Origin of the sequence: Rhodococcus sp. DMU2021, from assembly GCF_019641445.1 — a bacterium.
GTDB lineage: Bacteria > Actinomycetota > Actinomycetes > Mycobacteriales > Mycobacteriaceae > Rhodococcus > Rhodococcus pyridinivorans.
Genome location: NZ_JAIFKB010000004.1, coordinates 357,511 through 379,279, shown reverse-complemented (window position 1 = coordinate 379,279; position 21,769 = coordinate 357,511). Strand labels below are relative to the sequence as shown.

At 68.2% G+C, this 21,769-nt stretch carries 25 protein-coding genes and 1 pseudogene; 9 read left to right on the top strand and 17 right to left on the bottom strand.

Annotated features, from left to right (window positions below; translation table 11 throughout):
- The first annotated feature begins 176 nt into the window (after positions 1–176).
- From K3M35_RS10170 to wecC, 3 genes are read left to right on the top strand one after another with little or no spacing between them, the layout of a single operon-like run.
- The gene (locus K3M35_RS10170; protein WP_220666359.1) at positions 177–1,397 is read left to right on the top strand and encodes a hypothetical protein; all 1,221 of its coding nucleotides are present in this window, start codon (positions 177–179) and stop codon (positions 1,395–1,397) included.
- Positions 1,394–2,209 (top strand): WecB/TagA/CpsF family glycosyltransferase, encoded by an 816-nt coding sequence (locus K3M35_RS10165; protein WP_064060553.1) that lies wholly within the window; start codon positions 1,394–1,396, stop codon positions 2,207–2,209. Before K3M35_RS10170 ends, K3M35_RS10165 begins: the two co-directional genes overlap by 4 nt.
- Positions 2,202–3,458, top strand: a complete 1,257-nt coding sequence (gene wecC / locus K3M35_RS10160) for a UDP-N-acetyl-D-mannosamine dehydrogenase (protein WP_220666358.1) — start codon at positions 2,202–2,204, stop codon at positions 3,456–3,458. The genes K3M35_RS10165 and wecC overlap by 8 nt, the downstream gene beginning before the upstream one ends.
- Positions 3,459–3,569: 111 nt before the next feature.
- Here wecC and wecB read toward each other — a convergent pair whose 3' ends face one another.
- The 3 genes from wecB to K3M35_RS10145 all read right to left on the bottom strand — a co-directional run bounded on the left by wecB (position 3,570) and on the right by K3M35_RS10145 (position 6,549).
- Complete coding sequence (wecB, locus tag K3M35_RS10155) at positions 3,570–4,727, bottom strand: non-hydrolyzing UDP-N-acetylglucosamine 2-epimerase (protein ID WP_064060555.1); 1,158 nt, start codon at positions 4,725–4,727, stop codon at positions 3,570–3,572.
- Between the two features lie 155 nt (positions 4,728–4,882).
- Positions 4,883–6,145: a serine--tRNA ligase gene (gene serS / locus K3M35_RS10150; RefSeq protein ID WP_064060556.1), complete on the bottom strand. Its 1,263-nt coding sequence runs from the start codon at positions 6,143–6,145 to the stop codon at positions 4,883–4,885.
- Positions 6,146–6,156: 11 nt separating this feature from the next.
- Positions 6,157–6,549: an ankyrin repeat domain-containing protein gene (locus K3M35_RS10145; protein ID WP_006553426.1), complete on the bottom strand. Its 393-nt coding sequence runs from the start codon at positions 6,547–6,549 to the stop codon at positions 6,157–6,159.
- 36 nt (positions 6,550–6,585) lie between these two features.
- Here K3M35_RS10145 and K3M35_RS10140 point away from each other — a divergent pair, with 36 nt between their 5' ends.
- Positions 6,586–7,644 carry a septum formation family protein gene (locus K3M35_RS10140; RefSeq protein WP_033097889.1) on the top strand — a complete coding sequence of 353 codons (1,059 nt, stop codon included), beginning with the start codon at positions 6,586–6,588 and terminating at the stop codon, positions 7,642–7,644.
- 13 nt (positions 7,645–7,657) lie between these two features.
- The gene (locus K3M35_RS10135) at positions 7,658–7,996 is read left to right on the top strand and encodes a metallopeptidase family protein (protein WP_033097890.1); all 339 of its coding nucleotides are present in this window, start codon (positions 7,658–7,660) and stop codon (positions 7,994–7,996) included.
- Between the two features lie 27 nt (positions 7,997–8,023).
- Here the strand turns inward: K3M35_RS10135 and K3M35_RS10130 are convergent, their stop codons facing one another.
- The 9 genes from K3M35_RS10130 to K3M35_RS10090 all read right to left on the bottom strand — a co-directional run bounded on the left by K3M35_RS10130 (position 8,024) and on the right by K3M35_RS10090 (position 14,793).
- Positions 8,024–8,185, bottom strand: a complete 162-nt coding sequence (locus K3M35_RS10130) for a hypothetical protein (protein WP_016933301.1) — start codon at positions 8,183–8,185, stop codon at positions 8,024–8,026.
- 122 nt (positions 8,186–8,307) lie between these two features.
- A complete protein-coding gene (locus K3M35_RS10125) occupies positions 8,308–8,595 on the bottom strand; it encodes a putative quinol monooxygenase (RefSeq protein WP_024102663.1) in 288 nt (95 codons plus the stop codon).
- Positions 8,596–8,682: 87 nt separating this feature from the next.
- A complete protein-coding gene (locus K3M35_RS10120) occupies positions 8,683–9,081 on the bottom strand; it encodes an NUDIX domain-containing protein (RefSeq protein WP_170318549.1) in 399 nt (132 codons plus the stop codon).
- A 49-nt stretch (positions 9,082–9,130) separates the two neighbouring features.
- Positions 9,131–9,889 carry an SDR family NAD(P)-dependent oxidoreductase gene (locus tag K3M35_RS10115; RefSeq protein ID WP_094980951.1) on the bottom strand — a complete coding sequence of 253 codons (759 nt, stop codon included), beginning with the start codon at positions 9,887–9,889 and terminating at the stop codon, positions 9,131–9,133.
- 23 nt (positions 9,890–9,912) lie between these two features.
- Positions 9,913–11,070 carry an acyl-CoA dehydrogenase family protein gene (locus K3M35_RS10110; protein ID WP_217579298.1) on the bottom strand — a complete coding sequence of 386 codons (1,158 nt, stop codon included), beginning with the start codon at positions 11,068–11,070 and terminating at the stop codon, positions 9,913–9,915.
- 6 nt (positions 11,071–11,076) lie between these two features.
- Positions 11,077–12,060, bottom strand: a complete 984-nt coding sequence (locus K3M35_RS10105) for a nitronate monooxygenase family protein (RefSeq protein WP_024102660.1) — start codon at positions 12,058–12,060, stop codon at positions 11,077–11,079.
- A gap of 38 nt (positions 12,061–12,098) precedes the next feature.
- On the bottom strand, positions 12,099–12,752 hold the full coding sequence (locus tag K3M35_RS10100; RefSeq protein WP_094979610.1) for a TetR/AcrR family transcriptional regulator: 654 nt from the start codon (positions 12,750–12,752) through the stop codon (positions 12,099–12,101).
- A gap of 31 nt (positions 12,753–12,783) precedes the next feature.
- On the bottom strand, positions 12,784–13,545 hold the full coding sequence (locus K3M35_RS10095; protein WP_019290368.1) for a 3-hydroxyacyl-CoA dehydrogenase: 762 nt from the start codon (positions 13,543–13,545) through the stop codon (positions 12,784–12,786).
- A 54-nt stretch (positions 13,546–13,599) separates the two neighbouring features.
- Positions 13,600–14,793 (bottom strand): thiolase family protein, encoded by a 1,194-nt coding sequence (locus K3M35_RS10090; RefSeq protein WP_217579300.1) that lies wholly within the window; start codon positions 14,791–14,793, stop codon positions 13,600–13,602.
- Between the two features lie 172 nt (positions 14,794–14,965).
- Between K3M35_RS10090 and K3M35_RS10085 the strand changes: the two are divergent.
- Both K3M35_RS10085 and K3M35_RS10080 read left to right on the top strand, forming a co-directional pair.
- Positions 14,966–15,706, top strand: a pseudogene (locus tag K3M35_RS10085) (alcohol dehydrogenase catalytic domain-containing protein).
- Positions 15,707–15,716: 10 nt separating this feature from the next.
- On the top strand, positions 15,717–16,496 hold the full coding sequence (locus K3M35_RS10080; RefSeq protein ID WP_006553415.1) for an enoyl-CoA hydratase: 780 nt from the start codon (positions 15,717–15,719) through the stop codon (positions 16,494–16,496).
- 61 nt (positions 16,497–16,557) lie between these two features.
- On the opposite strand, the gene K3M35_RS10075 is transcribed toward K3M35_RS10080, so the two are convergent.
- Positions 16,558–17,133, bottom strand: a complete 576-nt coding sequence (locus K3M35_RS10075; protein WP_006553414.1) for a TetR/AcrR family transcriptional regulator — start codon at positions 17,131–17,133, stop codon at positions 16,558–16,560.
- A 70-nt stretch (positions 17,134–17,203) separates the two neighbouring features.
- Here K3M35_RS10075 and K3M35_RS10070 point away from each other — a divergent pair, with 70 nt between their 5' ends.
- A complete protein-coding gene (locus K3M35_RS10070) occupies positions 17,204–17,779 on the top strand; it encodes a dihydrofolate reductase family protein (protein WP_217579301.1) in 576 nt (191 codons plus the stop codon).
- Positions 17,780–17,819: 40 nt separating this feature from the next.
- On the opposite strand, the gene K3M35_RS10065 is transcribed toward K3M35_RS10070, so the two are convergent.
- The 4 genes from K3M35_RS10065 to K3M35_RS10050 all read right to left on the bottom strand — a co-directional run bounded on the left by K3M35_RS10065 (position 17,820) and on the right by K3M35_RS10050 (position 20,875).
- Positions 17,820–18,455, bottom strand: a complete 636-nt coding sequence (locus K3M35_RS10065) for a TetR/AcrR family transcriptional regulator (RefSeq protein WP_006553412.1) — start codon at positions 18,453–18,455, stop codon at positions 17,820–17,822.
- 92 nt (positions 18,456–18,547) lie between these two features.
- Entirely contained in the window at positions 18,548–19,210 is a 663-nt protein-coding gene (locus K3M35_RS10060) for a histidine phosphatase family protein (protein WP_037217338.1), read from the bottom strand.
- Positions 19,211–19,212: 2 nt separating this feature from the next.
- On the bottom strand, positions 19,213–20,139 hold the full coding sequence (pheA, locus tag K3M35_RS10055) for a prephenate dehydratase (protein WP_064060562.1): 927 nt from the start codon (positions 20,137–20,139) through the stop codon (positions 19,213–19,215).
- Positions 20,140–20,212: 73 nt separating this feature from the next.
- Positions 20,213–20,875 carry a hypothetical protein gene (locus tag K3M35_RS10050; RefSeq protein WP_019290373.1) on the bottom strand — a complete coding sequence of 221 codons (663 nt, stop codon included), beginning with the start codon at positions 20,873–20,875 and terminating at the stop codon, positions 20,213–20,215.
- A gap of 108 nt (positions 20,876–20,983) precedes the next feature.
- Between K3M35_RS10050 and K3M35_RS10045 the strand changes: the two genes are divergently transcribed.
- Positions 20,984–21,751 carry a DUF2470 domain-containing protein gene (locus tag K3M35_RS10045; RefSeq protein ID WP_064060563.1) on the top strand — a complete coding sequence of 256 codons (768 nt, stop codon included), beginning with the start codon at positions 20,984–20,986 and terminating at the stop codon, positions 21,749–21,751.
- Positions 21,752–21,769: the final 18 nt, after the last annotated feature.

The following is a 21,769-nucleotide window of genomic DNA, read 5'->3' as shown; positions in this document are numbered from 1 at the left end:
GTCCGAGATTTCGATCGTGGTTCCCACTAAACCACATCCGGAGTCCGCCAACAAGGCTTAAACAAACTCTAGGACTTTTTCTGGCGCAGTAGCTATCCTTGCATCAGTTTATTTCCGACATCCACAGACTTTCATCCACTCCACGGACACGGCATTCGTCCCGCGAAGGAGTCCCTATGAAGATTGCGGCAGGACTGCACAAAGATCACGCACCCCCGCAGAGCGGCAGCAACCCTGTACCGCCGCAGAGCGGCAGCAACCCTGTACCGTCCCGGACCGGCACCCGACCGGAGACGGCCATACGCGTCATCCAGTTGACCGATCTCGCCGTACGCGGGCTCACCCGGATGTACGACGGGGACGGCTTCCCCCAGACCGCGCGTGGCGCGAGGACATCGTTCGGTACCGAACTCCGGCTCGAGGGGCGGAGCACGCGCTACACCTCGATCGCCGCCCTCGGACTGCACCTGCTGCCCGAACACGCACAGCGGAGCGCGCTGCACGGAGACACGGCCGCGGAGCTCGCCCGTCGCACGGGGATCCGGGCCCGCGGTCACCGCGACACCGGCGCCCTCGCCCTCGCGGTGTGGGCCTGCGCCGAGATCACCGGTTCGGTCGACTCCGCGCTCTACGAGGAACTCCGGAGCCGGTGCGAGAGCGGCAGCCCCCTGGCGACGGTCGACGCGTCCTGGGCCCTCACCGCCGCACTCGCCGCGCGCACACAATTCGATTCCGGTGGTCTCGTGCAGACGCTGAAGCGACGGATCCTCGCCGCGCAGGGTCCCGGTGGTCTCTTCCCCCACATGATCCCCGTGGGCACGGGCAGCAGACTGCGCCGGCACATCGGGTCCTTCGCCGACCAGGTCTATCCCCTCCAGGCACTCGCCCGGACGGCCGCGGCGACAGACGACGACGTCGCGTTCGCCGCGGCGAACGCGTGCGCCACCCGGATCTGCGCGCTGCAGGGCGAGGCCGGCCAGTGGTGGTGGCATTACGACTCGCGTGGGCACAGCGTGGTCGAGCGCTTCCCCGTCTACAGCGTCCATCAGCACGCGATGGCGCCGATGGTGCTGTTCGATCTTGCCGCAGCCGGCGGTGACGACCACACCGCCGCGATCGAACTCGGGATCGACTGGCTGCAGAGCCATCCCGAGACGCTGGCCGATCTCGTCTGCGAGTCCCAGGACGTCGTCTGGCGCAAGGTCGGCCGGCGCGAACCGCGCAAGGCCGCCAGATCTCTGGCTGCCGCGACCACCGCGCTGTGCCCGGGTTCGGAACTGCCGGGACTCGATCGGCTCCTTCCCGCCGGAGTCGTGGACTACGAATGCCGCCCGTACGAACTCGGCTGGATGCTCTACGCGTGGCTGCCGCGCAACGAATTCGGAGGAACCCGATGACCGCGAACCCCACCACCGACGTCCCCACGGCGACGACCCTGTTCGGGATGCCGCTCGACGCCGTCACGATGGACGAGGCCGTGGCGCGATGCCGCGACGCCCTCGAACGCCGAGAACCGATGACCGTCGGAGTCGTCAACGCCGCGAAGACCGTTCGTCTCCGCAAGGACACGGCCCTGCGCGAATCCCTGCTCGAGTGCGACATACTCCTCGCCGACGGGCAGGCGGTCGTGTGGGCGGGCAACCTCCTGGGATATCCGCTACCCGAACGCGTCGCCGGAATCGACCTGTTCACCTCGCTCCTCGCGACGGCCGACGCCGAACACCGCTCCGTCTATCTGCTCGGCGCGGAGCAGTCGGTGCTCGACGCCCTCGTCGACGTCCTCACCACGAAGTACCCCGGACTCCGGATCGCCGGCGCCCACCACGGTTACTTCGACGAATCGGAGGAGGTGGCGATCGCCCGGGCCATCCGCGAATCCCGGGCGGACATGCTGTTCCTCGGCATGCCCTCTCCTCGCAAGGAGAACTTCCTGCGGCGCTGGGAGGACGTGTTGGACGTCCCGATCCGTCACGGTGTGGGTGGCTCGTTCGACGTTCTCGCCGGGATCACCAAGCGCGCACCCGAGCGGTGGCAACGCGCCGGCATGGAGTGGGCCTACCGCCTCCTACAGGAACCGCGCCGGATGTGGCGGCGCTATCTCACCACCAACACCGCCTTCCTGATCCTGCTCGCCCGCGAGCGTTTCCGCACCACCCCGCCCTATCCGCGTCCCGAGAAACTCCCGACCCCGAGGAAGCATCATGGCTGACACATTCAGCGGCACCGTCGCCGTCGTCGGACTCGGCTACATCGGCCTGCCGACGGCCGTCGTCCTCGCGACCCGCGACGTCGACGTCATCGGTGTGGACATCGATCCCCGTATCGTGTCGGCCGTCTCGCGGGGCGAGGTGCCGTTCGCCGAACCCGATCTCGCGGTGAGCCTGGCCGGCGCCGTGGCCATGGGGACGTTGAGCGCGACCGACACCGTTCCCCTCGCCGACGCGTACATCATCGCCGTGCCGACACCGTTCAACGCCGACCACACCGCCGACCTGTCGTACGTGCGGCGGGCGACCGAACAGATCGCCCCACAGTTGCGCGGCGGGGAGATCGTGGTGCTCGAATCGACGTCACCACCCGGCACCACCGAGAGCGTCAGCCGGTGGTTGTCCGAACTGCGGCCGGATCTCCGTCTCCCCCACACCGACGAGGGTCTGCCGGACATCCACATCGCCCACTGCCCCGAACGGGTGCTCCCGGGACGCATCATGATCGAGATGATCACGAACGACCGGGTGGTCGGCGGGATCACGCCGCTGTGCGCTCAGCGCGCCGCCTCGATCTATCGCGTCTTCTGCCAGGGCGAGATCTGCCTGACCGACGCCGCGAGTGCCGAGATGGCGAAGCTCGTCGAGAATGCCTACCGCGACATCAACATCGCCTTCGCCAACGAGTTGTCGTACGTCTCGGACGAACTCGAACTGGATGTCTGGGAGGTCATCCGGCTGGCGAATCGCCATCCCCGGGTGAACATCCTCAGTCCCGGCCCCGGTGTCGGCGGGCACTGCATCGCGGTCGATCCGTGGTTCATCGTCGGTGCCTCGCCGGGTTCGGCGAAGCTGATCCGCACCGCACGCGAGATCAACGATTCCAAACCGAACTACGTGGCCCAGCAGGTCATCGAAACCTGTTCGCGTTTCAAGAATCCGACGGTCGCGTGTCTGGGGCTGACGTTCAAGGCCAACGTCGACGACATCCGGGAGAGTCCGGCCCTGCACGTCGTCGAGCTCATCGCCAAGGCGTTGCCCGACGTCGAACTCCTGCTCGCCGATCCGTTCGTGCACGAGGTGCCCGATACCCTCGTCGGCTACGAAAGCGTGCGTACCGCGCGGTGCCGGGACGCCATCGCCGCGGCGGACATCGTCGTCGAACTCGTGGACCACGACCAGTTCCGGTCGCTGTCGCGCAGTCTCCTGGCGGGCAAGGTCGTCTACGACACCCGCGGGGTGTGGCGCTGAACCCACGAGAATCCGGCACCCACGAGAATACGGCCGGTAGGTGTTCTCACACCTACCGGCCGTATTCCTTTCGGGCGAAATTCCTTTCGGACTGTGCGGTATCCGGATTCGTCAGTAGGAGCCGACCGCCTCGACGGGCGCGAACTCCGAGGGGCGGGGTCCGAGGCCGAAGAAGTGCTCGATCGCCGCCACCGAACGCTGGGCGGCGCTCCCGTCGCCGTACGGATTGACTGCGCGGGCCATCTCGTCGTACGCCGCGGGCCGGGTGAGTAGCCGGGTGACCCAATCGACGATGAGCTCCTCGTCCGTCCCCACCAACCGGACGGTTCCCGCCGTGACGGCTTCGGGCCGCTCGGTGGTCTCCCGCATCACCAGGACGGGCTTGCCGAGACTCGGTGCCTCTTCCTGCACACCGCCGCTGTCGGTCAGCACGATCGTCGACGCCGCCATCGCGAGCGCGAAGTCGCTGTAGGACAGCGGATTCGTCACCACCACGTTGTCCAGGCCGGCGAGGGGCGGGAGGAGGACCTCCCGCACGATCGGATTGAGATGTGCCGGCAACAGGAAGGCCATGTGCGGGAACGCGCGGGCCAGACGGGCGATGGCCCGCGCCGAGCACGCCATCGGTTCGCCCCAGGACTCGCGCCGATGCGCCGTGATGAGAACCATCGGACGATCCAGCAGCGGAGCGAGATCCGGATTGTCGAGCGAGGGTTGCTGCGAGGTCACGGTGTAGAGCGCGTCGATCACCGTATTTCCGGTGACGACGATATCGCCGGGATCGATCCCGTCCGCCAGGAGATTGGCGCGGGAGGTGGGGGTGGGCGCCAGGTGCAGCGACGCCAGTTGCGAGGTCAGGCGTCGGTTGAGTTCCTCGGGGAAGGGGTTGTAGCGATCCCCCGTCCGGAGTCCGGCCTCGAGGTGCACGAGCGGCACCTGGCAGTAGAACGCCGCGAGGGCCGCGGCGAAGCAGGTCGTCGTATCTCCTTGGACGAGAACCGCACCGGGTTTCTCCCGCGCGATCACATCCGACACCCCGCCGAGGGCCTTGGCCGTGATGGCCTCGAGCCCTTGCCGTTGGGTGAGGATGTCGAGGTCGTGGCTCGGTTCGATACCGAACAGGGTGTTGACCTGGTCCAGCATCTCGCGGTGCTGGCCGGTCACTGCGACAACGGGTTCGAGTACTTCCGATCTCTGCAGGGCGGTGACGACCGGCGCCATCTTGATCGCCTCGGGACGAGTTCCGTAGACCACCAAAACCTTCTCCATCGCCCAAGAATAGCGTGAAATAAGTACTTCAGGACCGTTTAAATCCTAAAAACCAACTTCCAGTTCGTTATGATCGGACGGACACACGAAAACGGCTCCCCACCGCGGGCGCAATGAGGAGCCGTCGTCGAGGCTGTGCTGTACCGCTGGACGGATCAGCCGGCGGGTTCGAGCACCTCGCGTCCCACGAACGGGACGAGAGCCTCGGGCACCTTGACCGAACCGTCGACCTGCTGGTGGTTCTCGAGCAGCGCGACGAGCCAGCGGGTGGTCGCGAGCGTGCCGTTGAGGGTCGCGGCGGTCTGCGGCTTGCCGTTCTCGTCGCGGTAGCGGATGTTGAGGCGACGCGCCTGGAAGGTCGTGCAGTTCGACGTCGACGTGAGCTCGCGGTAGCGCTCCTGCGTGGGCACCCAGGCCTCGCAGTCGAACTTGCGGGACGCCGACGACCCGAGATCGCCGGCGGCGACGTCGATGACGCGGTACGGCACGTCGATGGCGGCGAGCATGTCGCGCTCCCAGGCCAGCAGACGCTCGTGCTCCGCCGCGGCCTCCTCGGGGCGGCAGTAGACGAACATCTCGACCTTGTCGAACTGGTGCACGCGGATGATACCGCGGGTGTCCTTGCCGTAGCTGCCCGCCTCGCGACGGAAGCACGACGACCAGCCCGCGTAGCGCTTCGGCCCCTTCGACAGGTCGAGGATCTCGCCCGAGTGGTAGCCCGCGAGCGGCACCTCGGAGGTGCCCACGAGGTAGAGGTCGTCCTCCTCGAGTCGGTACACCTCGTCGGCGTGCCGGCCGAGGAAGCCGGTGCCCTGCATCACCTCGGGGCGCACGAGCACGGGCGGAATCATCATGGTGAACCCGTTCGCGGTGGCCTTCTGGGCGGCCAGCTGCAGCAAACCCAGCTGGAGCAGCGCGCCGTAACCGGTGAGGAAGTAGAACCGGGCACCGGAGACCTTCGCGCCGCGCTCCATGTCGATGAGCCCGAGCGACTCGCCGAGCGCGAGGTGGTCCTTGGGTTCGAAGTCGAAGGTGGGCAGCTCGCCGACGGTCTCGAGCGTGACGAAGTCGTCCTCGCCGCCGGCGGGCACGCCGTCCTGCACGACGTTGGAGATCGCGAGGTGCGCGCGATCGAAGGCCTCCTGCGCGGCGTGCTGCTCGGCCTCGAGTTCCTTGACCTTCGCAGCCAGCTCCTTGGCGCCGTCGAGCAGCGCGGGGCGCTCCTCGGGAGACGCCTTGCCGACCTTCTTGCCCAGGGCCTTCTGCTCGGCGCGTGCGTTGTCGCCGGCGAGGACAGCGGCGCGACGGGAGGCGTCGGCCTCGAGCAGCACGTCGACGAGGCCCGGGTCCTCTCCCCGCATGCGCTGCGACTCGCGGACGGCGTCGGGATTCTCGCGGAGGAACTTGAGGTCGATCACGGAATCGAAGCCTACCGCTGCCAGAGTTCCAGGTAGTCGTCGCGCCCGAACATCTTCGCTGTGTCCTCCGCGGTGGGGTGCCCGTGACGCGGGTCGGCACCGGCCTCGGCGAGCACCCGCACCACTGCCTCGACGCCCTTGAAGACCGCCCCCGAGAGAGGCGACTGGCCGCGGTCGTTGAGCCGGTTCACGTCGGCTCCCCGCTCGACCAAGACCTGTACGGCCTCGGCATGACCGTGGTAGGACGCCAGCATGAGCAGCGTGTCGCCGGTCTCGTTGGTGAGGTTCACCGGTACTCCGGCGTCGACGTACGCGGTGAGGGTCTCGACGTCTCCCTGGCGGGCGGCGTCGAAGGTCTGCTTGGCGATCTCGAGAATCTCGGGATCGATCGGGTCGTCGGCCATGAGCCGAAACTACCTGCGTCCACTCGAACAGGCATGATGGAAGTGATGGCCGAAGACAACAAGCCCAAGCCCGACCGGCGCCCGCCCTCGGCGCGGTTGACCCGACGCGCCCTCGTGCTCGTTGCGGCCGGTGCCGTCCTGGCGGCGATCGCGACGTTCGTCGTCGCGGGGTTCCAGGGCGCCGGCGGCGGGGACGACAGCGCCGGCGCCAACATCAGCACGACCGGCGCGGTCGCGGGGGAAGCGTTCGGTACCGCCACCACCGGCGATTGCCTGACCTGGAGTGCTCTCGACGCGAGCGACCTCGCGAAGGTCGACTGCGCCGAGACGCATCTGTTCGAGGTGGTCGCCGACATCGACCTGAGCCTGTATCCCGGCACCGAATGGGGACCGGGATCACGCTTCCCGTCGGTCACGCGCTTCACCGAGCTGCGCGACGAGCAGTGCGCACCCGCCGCGATGGACTATCTCGACGGCCGGTTCGACCCGCACGGCAAGTTCAGCATCGGCCTCATCAACCCCGGCGAGGCGGGCTGGGCGGCCGGCGAACGCACGCTGCGGTGCGGTCTGCAGTTCTCGTCGACCACCGGCAACCTGCTCCCCATCAAGGGCCGGGTCGCCGATCAGGACCAGTCGCGGGCCTGGGACGTCGGCGTCTGCATCGGCATCAACAACGGTGTGCCTGCCGACCCGGTGGAGTGTTCCAAGCCGCACGCCTTCGAGGTCGTCGCGGTCGTCGACCTCGGTGGGCAGTTCCCGGGCGGTCTGCCGAGCATCGAAGACCAGGACGGCTATCTCGAGGAGACCTGCACGCGCCTGGTCAACGAGTACCTCGGCGAACCCGAGGCTCTGCGCAACAAGACCCTCACGTTGTTCTGGGACAACCTCGACTACGACAGCTGGCTCGCCGGCAGCCGCAAGGTGAACTGCTCGATCGGCAAGCAGGTCGAGGGGGGCGGATTCTCGTCGATCACCGGCAGCGCAAAGGGCGACATCCTCATCGACGGCCAGCCGCCCGTGCCGCCGCCGCCCGTGCCGGAAGGCCGGTCGCTGCCGACGCCGCTGCCGGGCGCCGTTCCCCTGCCGGGGTCGTGACGTGCCGGTGCACATGGAGGACGAGCACTTCGAGGAGCTCGTCTCGGAAGCGCTCGACGAGATCCCCCGCGAACTCGCGCGGGCGATCGACAACGTCGTGGTCCTCGTCGAGCCCCGCCACGAGGAAGAACCCGACCTGCTGGGTCTGTATCAGGGCGTCGCGCTGACCGAGCGCGACAGCCACTACGCGGGATCGCTACCGGACACGATCACGATCTACCGCGACGCGATCCTCGACATCTGCGAGAGCGACGACGACGTCGTGCACGAGGTACTGGTCACTGTCGTCCACGAGATCGCGCACTATTTCGGAATCGACGAAGAGCGCCTCCACCAGCTGGGCTGGGGCTGAGGCGCTCTTCGCGATCGGTACCGGGTGCTACTTGTTGCGGGCCGCGGTCGCCTTGTCGAGGCGGGGTCCCTTGGCCTTGCGCTGACCGAAGTGCGGGCTGAGCGTCGACACGACGAACATGATGACGGTTCCGACAGCGACGACGGCCACGGTGAGCCACACGACGATGACGCCGAAGAGTTCCAACATGCCCGGTTACCTCCACAGTCGATGTCACTTCGAGGCAAACGGCACACGTCCGCCCCGGGGTCACCCTACCGTCCGCGTTCCGCCGGGTGACGACCGACTCCGCCCGCGCTCCGATGGGGGACTCAGAGGGTGGTGAAGTGCTCGAGCTTCGGCGCTCCCGCCAGGAGGGGTCCGAGTTCGGTGATGGCACCCTCGCCGGCGCGGAACTTGCGGTAGGCGGCGTCGTGCTCTGCCGAGCGCCACTTCTCCACGACCACCCAACGGGCCTCGTTCTTCTGATCCACAAGGATCTCGATGCCGTCGCATCCGTCGAACTGTCGCGTCTCGTCGAGCACGCGGGTCATGACCTTCTTCGCGTCGTCGAGGGAGTCGGCCTTGAATTCGAGTTCGAGCAGAGCGGTGAGCGCCATGGGAGACCTTCCGTGATGTGCGAGGTGACTGCTCTCATCACATTTCCCCATGGATGAGAACTGCGCAATACCTCTGCGGAAACAGGATTATCGGGAGGCCGAGGCGAGAGCGGGAAGGACGTGGTGCTCGAGCAGCGGCGCGAGATCGTCGGGCAGCGGAAGGGCCGCCGGGTCGAGCCAGCGCGTCTCCGCGATCTCCGCGGCGGCGCCGGCGACCTCCACGAGCGGGTGTTCGTAGACGGTTCCTTCGAGCCGGTAACCGGGCTCGTTGGCGGCCTCGGCGTCGAAGACCCCGACGAGACGCAACGACGACAGATCCAGTTCGGCGCCCAGTTCCTCGGCGCACTCGCGCACGGCGGTCTCGGCGGGGGTCTCCCCCGGATCCGGCTTTCCTCCGGGCAGCATGAACCGCGACGTGTTCCGCTTCCGCACGGTGAGCACCTCACCGGCGGCGTTGCGGAGAACGACGGCGCTCACTCTGATCACACGGTCACGAATCGCGGGGTGCTGGTTCACCGGACCAGCTTAGGACCGGTCAGAACATGCTGTAGCCACCGTCGATGAGCGTCGTGTTGCCGGTCTGGAAGGACGACGCATCGCTCGCAAGATAGACGGCGATGCCTTCGAAATCCTCCGGGGTGCCCCACCGGCCGAGCGGCACACGGCCGATGACGTTCGAGTTGAAGACGTCGGACTCCTGCAGCGGACCGGTCATGTCGGTGGCGAGCCGGCCCGGCAGCACGCTGTTGACCCGGATCCGGTGACGCGCGAACTCGACGGCACAGCCGTTCGCGAGCGCGAGCACCGCGGCCTTACTCGCCCCGTACGGCTGGTTGCGTCCGGCGCCCTGCAGCGCACCGAGGCTCGACGTGACGATCATCGAACCCCCGGTGCCCTGCTCGACGAGCACACGCGAGGTCTCCCGCATCGTGAAGAACGCGCCGTCGACGTTCGTCGCCATGACGGCGCGGTACCGCTCGGTCGTCGACTCGTGGAACTTCTGCAGCGACGACCAGATGCCGGCGTTGACCACCACGATGTCGAGCCCACCGAAGTCGTCGACGAGCGCCGCGACACCGTCGGTCACGGCCTGCTCGTCGGAGACGTCGACCGTGCGGGTCGCCACACGGCCGGCGAACCTCCCGATGTCGGCCGCGGCCTTCGCGAGCTTGTCCTCGCTCCGGCCCCACAGGGTGACGTCGGCGCCGGCACGGGCGAGACCCCGTGCCATGCCGAGACCGATCCCCGCGGAAGCACCCGTGACGAGAGCGCGCTTGCCTGTGAGGTCGAAGATCGAATCCCTCTTCCCTGAAACGATTACGCGTACCCGGCAGCGATGTCGCGGCCGATGATCTCCTTCATGATCTCGGTGGTGCCACCGTAGATCGTCTGGATGCGTGCATCGACGTAGGCGCGCCCGATCGGGTACTCCATCATGTAGCCGTACCCGCCGTGCAGCTGCACGCAGCGGTCGACGACGCGCTTCTGCAGTTCGGTCGCCCACCACTTGGCCTTCGACGCATCCACCGGTGTGAGTTCCCCGGCGTTGAGGGCGAGTACGCACCGGTCGACATGCGACTCGGTGATCTCGATCTCGGTGAGCATCTCGGCGAGCGCGAACCGGGTGTTCTGCAGGTCGCCGATGGGCTTGCCGAACGCCTTGCGCTCGAAGACGTACTGCGCGGTCCACTCGTAGGCGGCCCGCGCCGAGGTGATCGCGCTGACGGCGATACCGATGCGTTCGAGGGGCAGGTTCTCCATCAGATGCACGAAGCCGCGACCCTCGGTGCCGAGGAGGTTCCCGGCGGGGACGCGGGCGTCCTCGAAGACGAGCTCGGCGGTGTCCTGTGCGGCGAGACCGACCTTGTGGAGTTTGCGGCCCCTGCCGAAACCGGGGGTGTCGCGCTCGACGACGATGAGCGAGAAGCCCTTCGACCCCGCGTTCGGATCGGTGCGGCACACCACGATGACGAGATCGGAGTGGATTCCGTTGGTGATGAACGTCTTCTGTCCGTTGATCACCCACTCGTCACCCTCGCGTACGGCGGTGGTCTTCACGCCCTGCAGGTCGGATCCGGCGCCCGGTTCGGTCATGGCGATCGCGCCGATTCGTTCGCCGGTGGCGAGTGCCGGCAGCCAGCGCGCCTTCTGGTCCTCGGTGCCGAGGTGGAGGATGTACGGGATCGCGATGTCGTCCTGCAGTGCGAGTCCGGCGCCGAAGGAGGTCGTTCCGGTGCGCGCGATCTCCTCCTGCACGATGTGCCGGAAGCGGTAGTCGGTCACGCCCGAACCGCCGAACTCCTCGGGTACCCCGAGGCCGACGATGCCGGACTTGCCCGCGGCGATCCACGCCGACCGGTCGACGAGGCGCTCCTCCTCCCACCGCTCGTAGTTCGGTTCGATCTCGCGGGCGAGGAACTCGCGCACGGTCTCCCGGTACGCCTCGTGATCGTCGTCGAAATGGGTGCGTTTCATGGCTTCCTAGGCGTTCACGCGCGACATCATGCCGCTCAGACGCTCCGCGATGAGACTCTCGGCGTCGGCGACGATGCGCTCGACCAATTCCCCCGCGGTGGGGATGTCGTGGATGATTCCCTGGACGGTACCGACCGTCCAGATGCCGGCCTCGGGATCGCCGTTCTCGTAGACGAGGCGGCCGCGGGCACCGGCGACGAGGTCGCGCACGTCCTCGAACTGTCCTCCGCGGTCGAGGATCTCGACGACCTCGCGACTGACGGTGTTGCTCGCGACGCGGGCGGTGTTGCGCAGCGGACGGAAGATGAGCTCGGTGTCGGTCTCACTCGCCGCGACGATGGCTTCCTTGATGGTGCGGTGGATCGGCGATTCCTCGGTGCACATGAAGCGGGTGCCCATGTTGATGCCGTCGGCGCCGAGCGCGAGGGCCGCGACCAGACCACGACCGTCACCGAAGCCGCCGGAGGCGATCATCGGGATGGTGATCTTCTCGGCCGCGGCGGCGATGAGCACGAGGCCGGGGACGTCGTCTTCACCGGGGTGCCCGGCGCATTCGAAACCGTCGATGCTGATGCCGTCGACACCGATGTCCTGCGCCTTGACGGCGTGCCGGACGCTGGTGCACTTGTGCAGCACCTTGATTCCGGCAGCGTGGAAGTCGGGCAGGTGCGGCGCGGGATTCGATCCGGCCGTCTCGACGATCTTCACACCGGAGTCGATGATGACCTGGCGGTACTCCTCGTAGGGCGGCGGGGTGATCGCCGGCAGGATCGTGAGGTTGACGCCGAACGGCTGGTCGGTGAGCTCGCGGGTGCGTTCGATCTCCTTAGCGAGATCCTCGGGGGTCGGCTGCGTCAGAGCGGTGATCATGCCGAGCGCGCCGGCATTGGCGACCGCTGCGACGAGTTCGGCACGGCCGACCCACTGCATCCCTCCCTGCACGATGGGATGGCGGACGCCGAAGGTTTCGGTGAAGGCGGTGGTCAGCACGGCATGGACTCCTTGCGTGGAGGTGGTTGGAAAGACTCTCAGGCGGCCGGGTGGTGACCCACGACCCGCAGTGCGATCACGATGTACCGCTGGGCAATCCGAGCGGGAGTGAGGGGACCGCCGAGCTGGTACCAGCGGACGATGGACTGGAACATCCCGAGGAGGGCGCGCACGGCCTCCTCGACGTCGTCTACGTCGAACACCTGCTGTTCGACGCCCTCGCGCACCAGGTCGAGCATCATCAGCTCGAGACGCTTGCGGGTCGCGGCGTAGGTCCGGCGGTTCTCCGGGGAAATGTGGCGCACTTCGGAATCCAGGCCCGAACGCTGTGCACGGTGGGTCATGTTCAGCACGATCGCCTCGACGGCGTTGACGAAGCGGGCGACCGGGTCGTCGCCGCCGTCCGCGACCGCGGCCGACACACGGTCGATGAGGTCGAGGACGGCGGCGTCGAGCAGCGTGACGAGAACGGCTTCCTTGTTCTCGTAGTGGTAGTACAGCGCGGGCACCGTCACGCCGACCCGGCCGGCCAGGTCGCGGACGGTGGTTCCGTGGAAGCCGTTCTCGCTGAATGCTTCCAGGGCGTGTTCGAGGATGGGGTCGAGCCCCAGAGGCTGGAACTCACGCCAGTCCGCGCACGGCACGTCCGCGTGGTGCGTGTCGGATTCCTCGGCCTCGTATGCCGGGGTCATCGACCCCCTCCTCTCACAGTCGGTGCTCGGGTCAGCGCGGAGCCATGCGGATCGCGCCGTCGAGGCGGATGACCTCGCCGTTGAGCATCGGGTTCGAGACGATGTGCGCGGCGAGGGCACCGTACTCGGACGGATCGCCGAGGCGGGCCGGGTGCGGCACCTGTGCGCCGAGCGAGGCCTGTGCCTCCTCCGGCAGCGAGCCGAGCAGCGGGGTCTTGAACAGGCCCGGTGCGATGGTGACGACGCGGATGAGCAGCGACGCGAGGTCGCGGGCGATCGGCAGCGTCATGCCGACGACACCGCCCTTGGACGCCGAGTAGGCGGCCTGTCCGATCTGGCCGTCGAAAGCGGCGACGGAAGCGGTGTTGATGATGACGCCGCGCTCGCCGTCGATCGGCTCGGTCTTCGCGATGCGCTCGGCGGCGAGACGGATGACGTTGAACGTGCCGAAGAGGTTGACGTCGACGACCTTCTTGAACGCGTCGAGCGGGAAGGCACCCTTCTTGCTGACGGTCTTGATCGCGTTGCCGATGCCGGCGCAGTTCACCGCGACACGCACGGGTCCGAGCGACTCGGCGACGTCGAGGGCCTCGGTGACGGCGGCCTCGTCGGTGACGTCGGCGGCGACGAAGCGGACGCGGTCGCCGAGTTCCTTGGCGATGGTCTCACCGTTGGACGACGGCAGATCGATGATGACGACCTGGGCACCGTCGTTCAGCAGGGCCTTGACGGTGGCGAGACCGAGGCCGGAGGCACCACCGGTGACGACGGCGACGCTGTCGTTGACGATCATTGATTACCCTTTCGAGAGTGGTTGCGGTTCGGAGATCTTCGAGACTTCGAGAAGTCAGAGACGTTCGATGATGGTGGCGTTGGCCATGCCCGCGCCCTCGCACATCGTCTGCAGGCCGTAACGACCGCCGGTGGCCTCGAGGTGGTTGACGAGGGTCGACAACAGACGGGTGCCCGACGAGCCGAGTGCGTGGCCGAGCGCGATCGCGCCACCCCACGGGTTGAGCTTGGCCGGATCGGCACCGAGTTCGTGCGCCCAGGCGAGCGGCACGGGCGCGAACGCCTCGTTGACCTCGTAGGCGTCGATGTCGTCGATGCCCAGACCCGCGCGGGCGAGCACCTTCTGCGTGGCCGGGATCGGGGCGGTGAGCATGAAGACCGGGTCGTCGCCGGCGACGGAGAACGAGTGGAAGCGGGCGCGCGGGGTCAGGCCCAGCTTGTTCGCCATCTCCTCGCTCATGATGAGCGCGGCCGACGCACCGTCGGTGAGCGGCGACGAGTTGCCGGGGGTGATGACCCACTGCGCCTCGGGGAACCTGGCGGCGTACTCCTCGGTGTAGAAGGACGGCTTCAGGCCGGCGAGGCCCTCGGCGGTGGTGGAGGCGCGCAGCGTCTCGTCGACGGTGTGCTCGGCCTGCTCACCGGCTGCGTTCTCCACGGTGATCGGGACGATCTCCTTGTCGAACCGGCCGGCCTCGTGGGCGGCGGCGGCGCGCTGGTGCGACTGCGCGGAGTAGGCGTCGAGCGCGTCGCGGTCGAACTTCCACTTCGCAGCGATGAGCTCGGCCGAGATGCCCTGGTTGACCAGGCCCTCGGGGTAGCGGGCACGGATGCTCGGGCCGTGGGTGTCCTTGCCGAGGGTGGCGGTGCCCATCGGGATGCGGCTCATCGACTCGACACCGCACGCGATGACCATGTCGTAGGCACCGGCGATGATGCCCTGCGCGGCGAAGTGCGCGGCCTGCTGGCTCGATCCGCACTGGCGGTCGATGGTGGTCGCGGGCACCGACTCGGGGAAACCGGCGGCGAGGAGCGCAGTGCGCGAGATGTTGAGGGACTGCTCGCCGACCTGGGCGACGCAGCCGCCGATCACGTCGTCGACCTGCGCGGGGTCGATGTCGTTACGCTCGACGAGCGAGCGCAGGACGTGGGCGAGGAGTTCGACGGGGTGGGTGCCGGACAGGGCACCACCCGGCTTGCCCTTACCGACAGCGGTACGGACGACGTCGACGATGACAGCGTTGGTCATGACGATCCTTTCGAAAGTGCAGCGTGCGGGCCGGAGACGTTCCCAGCGGCGTACTTATCGATCGCTAAAAGCTCTACCACGGACTTAGCGCTCGGTCAATGATCTCTGAGAGCTAGCGCACGCTAAGCCACTCTGATAGTGATGGATCACGACCCGAGTCGAGGAGACGCCCGTGCGCGCAGCGCAATTGACCGAACACGCCGGCCCCGACGCCGTCCGCGTGACCGACATCCCCGAACCCGAGGCAGGCGATTCGCTCGTCCTCGTCGACCTACACGCCGCCGGCGTGCCCTTTCCCGATCTGTTGCAGACGACCGGCGGCTACCAGATGGTCCGGCCGCTGCCGTGCGTGCTCGGCGCCGAAGCAGCGGGCATCGTCCGCAGCGCACCCGAGGGCAGCGGCCTCACCGCCGGACAACGCGTCGCCGTGCTGTCCATCGACGGATCGTGGCAGCAGACCGTCGCACTGCCGCGCGAGCTGGTCTTCCCGCTGCCCGACAGCGTGTCGCTGACCGCGGGCGCCGGGATGCTCATGAACTCCTTCACCGCGCACTTCGCGCTCGACGAGCGCGCCCGGTACCGGGCGGGTGAGACCGTCCTCGCCCACGGTGCGCCGGGTGGACGGGCCGTCGTTCTCGGATTCACCGGCGGCAGCATTCCCACCGTGAAGGTCAATCGCCTTCTGCTGAAGAACATTTCGGTCGTCGGCGCGGGGTGAGGCGAGTACCTCCGCACCGACCCCGGCTACCCGGCGCGGCAGTGGGCCGCACTCGAACCGCTGCTGCGCGACGGGACGCTCGTCGTCCCCGAACCCACCCTCCATCCCCTCGACGAAGCTCCGGCAGCACTGCGTTCGCTCGAGAACCGTTCCGCGACCGGCAAGGTCGCGCTCGACCTGACGTCCCGACCCTAGGAGAACAGCCATGACCGACGACCTGCCCGGTGTCGATACGACCGTCGACGACGGCGTCCTGCGCGTCACCCTGAACCGTCCCTCGCGGATGAACGCCGTGAAGACCGAGACGCTCGAGGCGATCGCCGATGCGTTCGAGAAGTACGCCGACGATACCTCCGTCCGGGTCGCGGTGCTCACCGGCGTCGGTCGCGCGTTCTGTTCCGGCGCCGACCTTTCCGGTCGTGACCTGAGCGCTCCGCCCTCCGCCGACACGATCGACGCCGCCAACCGCGCGGTTGCCGCGATCCGGGTGTTCCCCCGGCCGGTCGTCGGAGCGATCAACGGCGCGGCCGCGGGTGTCGGCGTATCGCTCGCTCTGGCATGCGATCTCACCGTCGCAAAGGAGTCGGGATACTTCCTGCTGGCCTTCACCCGGGTCGGTCTGATGCCGGACGGGGGTGCGTCCGCGCTCGTCGCCGCGTCGATCGGTCGCGCGCGGGCGCTGAAGATGGCCCTGCTGGCCGAGCGACTTCCGGCCGGTGAAGCGCTGGCCTCCGGACTCATCTCGGACGTCTACGCGGACGACGAATTCGACAGTGCGGTGGAGACTCTCGTGCATCGGCTCGCCGACGGCCCGTCGACCGCCTTCGCTTCGACGAAGAATGCGATCAACGACGCGACGCTCACCGAACTCGACCACGCCTTCGCCCGCGAGCGCGAAGGGCAGCTCGTCCTGCTCGGCAGCGCCGACTTCACCGAGGGTGTGACGGCCTTCCAGGAGAAGCGCACCGCGAACTTCCGTCGTTGAACCGTCGACGATTTCGGTGGATCCGGCCTCGCTGAGCGGGGTCGGATCCACCGAAGTCGTTTCAGGCGTCGGGGATCACGCGTTCGACGGCCGCCCGCACCAGTTCGGCGACACGGTCCTCGTCGACGATCCCGGGGAGGGTGAGTCGGTCGAGCACGAGCCAGTTCAACGCGAGATAGAGCAGCACGACGGCGTTCTCACCGCCCGGCAGGCCGGAGTGCCGGTAGTTGGCGATGTTGAAATCCAGGTCGGCGCGCACCCGCTCGGTGAGCAGGGCCTGCAGTTCGGGCCGTCGGGTGGCTTCGAGGCGTAGTTCGAGGAGCGCGAGATAGCCGGCGCGGAACCGGATGAGCCGGTCGACCACCTCCGTCATCAGCTCGATCATGGATTCGCGGGTCTGCGGCGCCTGCGACTGTGCCATGACCTCGTCGGCGGGCAGGAGCCGCTCGTAGTAGCGGTGACCCACCTGGACGAGCAGGTCGTCGCGGTTGGCGAAGTAGTTCGACGCCGTCCCCGTCGGGACCCCTGCCTCCTTGTCCACCGCGCGGAAGGTCAGCCCGCGCGCACCGTCGCGCGCCAGCACCTCGATCGAGGCATCCAACAAGGCCTGTCGTCGTTCCGGATTCGTCCGAACCACTTGACACCACTCCATATGTAGTACTACCTTCAAACCACTTCATCCATAGTACTACGAATGGCGGTCCACCATGCGAAAGCTCGTCTACTACGTGGCAGTGACCCTCGACGGCTATATCGCCGGGCCGAACGGGGAGTACGACTTCTATCCGATCTGCGACGACATGACAGCGGCGATGAGCGCGAGATATCCGGAAGCCGTCCCCACCGCGCTCCGCGAACAGGTCGGCATGCCGGTCGACACGCCGAACAAGGAATGGGACACGGTGATCATGGGGCGCGGTGCCTACGAACCCGGTCTCTCGCTGGGACTCACGAGCCCGTACAGCCACATGCAGCAGTACGTCGTGTCCCGCACTCTCGCGCCGGTCGACGATCCGCAGGTTCGGATCGTCGACACCGACCCGGTCGAGCTGATCCGAAAGCTGAAGGCGGAAGAGGGGCTCGACATCTGGCTCTGCGGTGGCGGCAACATCGCGGGGCAACTGTTCGCCGAGATCGACCGGCTGATCTTCAAGAGCTATCCGGTGATCGCGGGCGACGGCATCCCGGCACTGTCGGGCAACTTCGTCCCCACGCGATTCGACGTCACCGCGCGCGAGGAGTTCAGCAACGGCACGCAGGTCACCTGGTTCGACCGACGCTGAACTTCGACCGCCGAAGTTCGATCGACACCGGATCCGGCCGTCAGACCCCGACGGTCTTGAGGGCGATACCGACGTACTTCTGCGCGACGGCCTCGGGGCTGAGCGTGCCCTCCGCGTGGTACCAGCGCGGGATCGACTGGCACATGCCGAGCAGGGCACGCGTGGTCTCGGCGGGATCGTCCACGTCGAACACGCCCGCGGCGACGCCCTCCTCGACGATCTGGCGCACCAGCTGCTCGACGCCCTTGCGCACCGCACGGTAGCGCTGGCGGTTCTCGGGGCTCAGGTAGCGGGCCTCACCCTCGAGCGCGGCGAGGCGGGCCCGCAGGGTCATGCGCAGCACAATCGCCTCGATGACGTTGGACAGCCTGCGCACCGGGTCGCCGTCGGCGTCCTCGGCGGCGGCGTGGGCTCGGGAGAGCACGTCGCTGGTCGAGAGCTCGAGAAGGGCGATGAGCAGCCCTTCCTTGTTCTCGTGGTGGTAGTAGAGCGCCGGGACGGTGACGCCGACGCGGCGCGCGATTTCCCGCACCGAGGTGCCGTGGAAGCCGGTCTCGTAGAAGGCGTCGAGGGCAGCGGTGAGGATGGGACTGAGCTGCATCGGTTCGAGGATGCGCCAGTCCGGGATCGCCTCACCGTTGGTGAGGGTGTCGGCCCCGTCGCTCGAAGCACCCATGAAACCGCACCTATCTACCGATCGCTACTTCATACGGACGCCCCGAGGATACCCGTACGTTTTGCGCTCGAAGGATCGAAAGGTGGGCGGTATCACCCCATCGGGTCGTCGGCACCACCGCGCGCGGTGTCGTGGAAGGGCGCGAAGAAGGTTCCCCAGCGCGCGCACTCCCAGCCACCGCCGGCCACCGGCACCAGCTCGACCGTCTCGGTGTTGGCCAGGTGGTTGGTGATGGCGAAGCCGGACGGCACCTTCCCCAGATAGGCGGCGACGAGCCGGATCGCGGCACCGTGACTGACGACCACGACGTCACCCGAACCGGCATCGAGATAGTCGCTGCGCAGCGACTCCAGGACGGGCAGGTACCGGTCGAGCACGTCGAGCGCCGACTCACCGCCCGGGACCCGCGCCCGCAGGTCGCCGTTGTGCCACTCCTCGTAGACCTTCATGAACAACTTGTGCGACTCCTCGTCGCTGCGGTCCTCGAGCTCGCCGACCTGCACCTCGTGCACGCCCTCGCGGACGACCGTCTCGAGCGACACCACCGGTGCCGCGTGCTCGGCCGTCTGCCGAGCGCGGAGCGCCTGCGACGCGACGAGCAGCGACGGCGTCTGCTCGACGAGGTTCTTCCCGAGCGTGCGGGCCTGTTCGACGCCGAGCTCGGTGAGCTCCGCGCCCGGGAGTTTCGTATCGAGCCTCCGGGCGACGTTCGCCACCGTCTGGCCGTGCCGGGCCAGGATCAATCTGCCGCTCACCGTCAGTCCTCTCCGCGCCGCAGTCGGTCGAGCCACCGCGCATCCTCGTCGTCCGACACGGGTGGGACACCGTGTTCGGACACAGCGGGCCACGATCCGAGGAACCGCACCTGCGCGAAGCGGTGCAATCCCTGCAGCGCCTCGGCGACCAGCGCGTCGTCGATGTGACCCACACAGTCCAAGTGGAAGAAGTAGGTGCCGTATTCCCTGCGGGTCGGCCGGGACTCGATACGCGACAGATCGATTCCGCGCGTGGAGAACTCGGTGATGGCGCGCACCAGCGAGCCGGGCTCGTTGGGGAGTTGCAGCACCACCGAGGTGCGGTCGACACCGGTGCGCTTCGGCACGGGCCGCGGCCGCGTGATGAGCACGAAGCGGGTGCGGGCGCCCTCGAAGTCGGCGACCTTGTCGGCGAGGACGGACAGGCCGAGCCGCTGTCCGGCGAGCGCCGTGGACACCGCCGCGTCGACCTTGCCGGACGCGACGTCCTCGGCGGCTCCCGCGTTGGAGGCCGCGGTCACGACCTCGGCGTCGGGCAGGTGGTCCTCGATCCAGCGACGCACCTGCGCTGCGGCCACCGGATAGGCACCGATAGTGCGGACACGATCGCGGGTGATCCCTTCGCGGGTGACCACCGTGAACGCGATGTCGAGTTCGACCTCGGACACGATCTGCAGGCGCGGCCCGAGCGCGAGGGCGTCCATGGTGGGCGGCACCGAACCCTCGACGGAGCTCTCGATGGGGACGACGGCACCGTCGGCCTTCCCGTCGCGCAGGAGTTGCAGGGCAGCGGGCGGGCTGGCGACCGAGACGCGCTCGACGTCGGCGGATCCGTCGCCGAGCACGTCGAGTGCACCGAGGCTCTCGAAGCGGTCGAGGGCCATCTCGGTGAACGTTCCCGAGGGTCCGAAATAGGCGATACGTGGCACGTGTACGAGGTTACGCATCGGTCGTGACGGGAAGGCGGACTCTGTGTGAACCGCACCCGAGCGGTGGCCCGTGTCAGTCGGTGGTGAGGTCGAGCGCCTCGAGCTCCCGAACGACGGCGTCTGTGTCGTCGACCTCGACGACCAGCAGGATCTCCCGCACCGCCGCGGCGGCCTCCGGTACGAGTCGCCGGAGCCGGGCCACGTCGGGAGTCCCGAGGGCTTCGCGGACGTCGAAACCGCTCAGCGCCGCGACGGTGGCGGAGAGTAGGGCGACGACGTCGTCGGTGCCGGTCGCGCGGGCGGCGTAACCGGTGTCGGCGTGGGCGAGGACGGAGAGGAAGTCGGCGACGGCGTCGCCCCCGCGACCTGCGGTCAGGCCGGGGATGTGACCGGCCTCGGTGAGCGCGCGGGCGGCGTCGGCGAGCGCGGCGTCGGGCACGTGCGGGTAGACGACCAGCGGTGCCGGCGCGGTGATCGCGAGAACGTCCTCGAGGTCCTCGGCCGTGCAGTCGACCTGATACCGGACCGGACGCCACCCGGCGGGCGAGGGGAGTTCGGCCGAGGCGTCGAGCTCGACGACAAGTTCGCGGGTGGGTGATCCGGTGACGGCAGCGGCCGGGACGATCGGCGGGGCGAGCGTGCGGCCGGTCGCGGCGAGGGCGTCGGTGAGGCTGTCGTGCCGGTGTGTGAGCAGCGCGTCGAGCAGTCCGCGGGGCTCGTCGCGGGACGGCGGCATTCCGAGGGGAAGTGGGATCGGCACCGATCCAGGCTACCGATGGACCACTTGCGACCGCGATCACAATGACTTAGGTTTGCCTCACCTACATCGAGAAGGAGGGTTGTCATGCAGACCACCACATCCGTCATCCCCGCGCCGACCACGGCCGAACGCGTACGCACCGCCCTCATCCGCGCCGACACGACGCAGCTCGCGATCGACGGCTGCGGTCCACTCCCCACCTCGGTTCATCATCTCCTCGACGACGGGCAGGTCGCGGTGGTCGTCGCCGAGGACAGCCTCCCCGTCGCACTCGCCTGGCAGTCCGGCAGCGCAGGCATCCCCGCCATGCTCGAGCTCACCGACCACTCCCCGATCGCCCTGCGCAATCCGGTCCGGTCGCTCATCTGGCTCAGCGGCACCCTGCGTCCCGTGGAGCATCCGCGCCGGGTCGCCGCCGAGATCGCGGAGATCCTGCCGCATCCCGAACTCCTCGACGTCGGACACCGCTCCGAACTGCTGTGCCTGACGCTCGACTCCGTCGTCGCCGCCGACACCACCGGGGCCGAGGCCGTCGACGTCGCCGACGTCCTCGACGCCGCTCCCGACCCGTTCGCCGCACTCGAGACCGGGTGGCTCCAGCACCTCGAAGAGGACCACGCCGACATCGTGCGGCAGATCGCGCGACGCATCCCGCCCGCGCACCGCGGCGGACGAATCCGCCCCCTGGGCCTCGACCGCTACGGACTGCGGCTACGCGTCGAGTCCGAAGGCGACGACCACGACGTGCGGATCCCCTTCCACGAACCGGTCGACGATCCCGCCGCCCTGAGCCGCGCGCTGCGCCTGCTCGTCGGCTGCCCCTTCCGAAACGGACTGCCGCCGCGCACCTGAGCGGTACGCGGCGGCAGG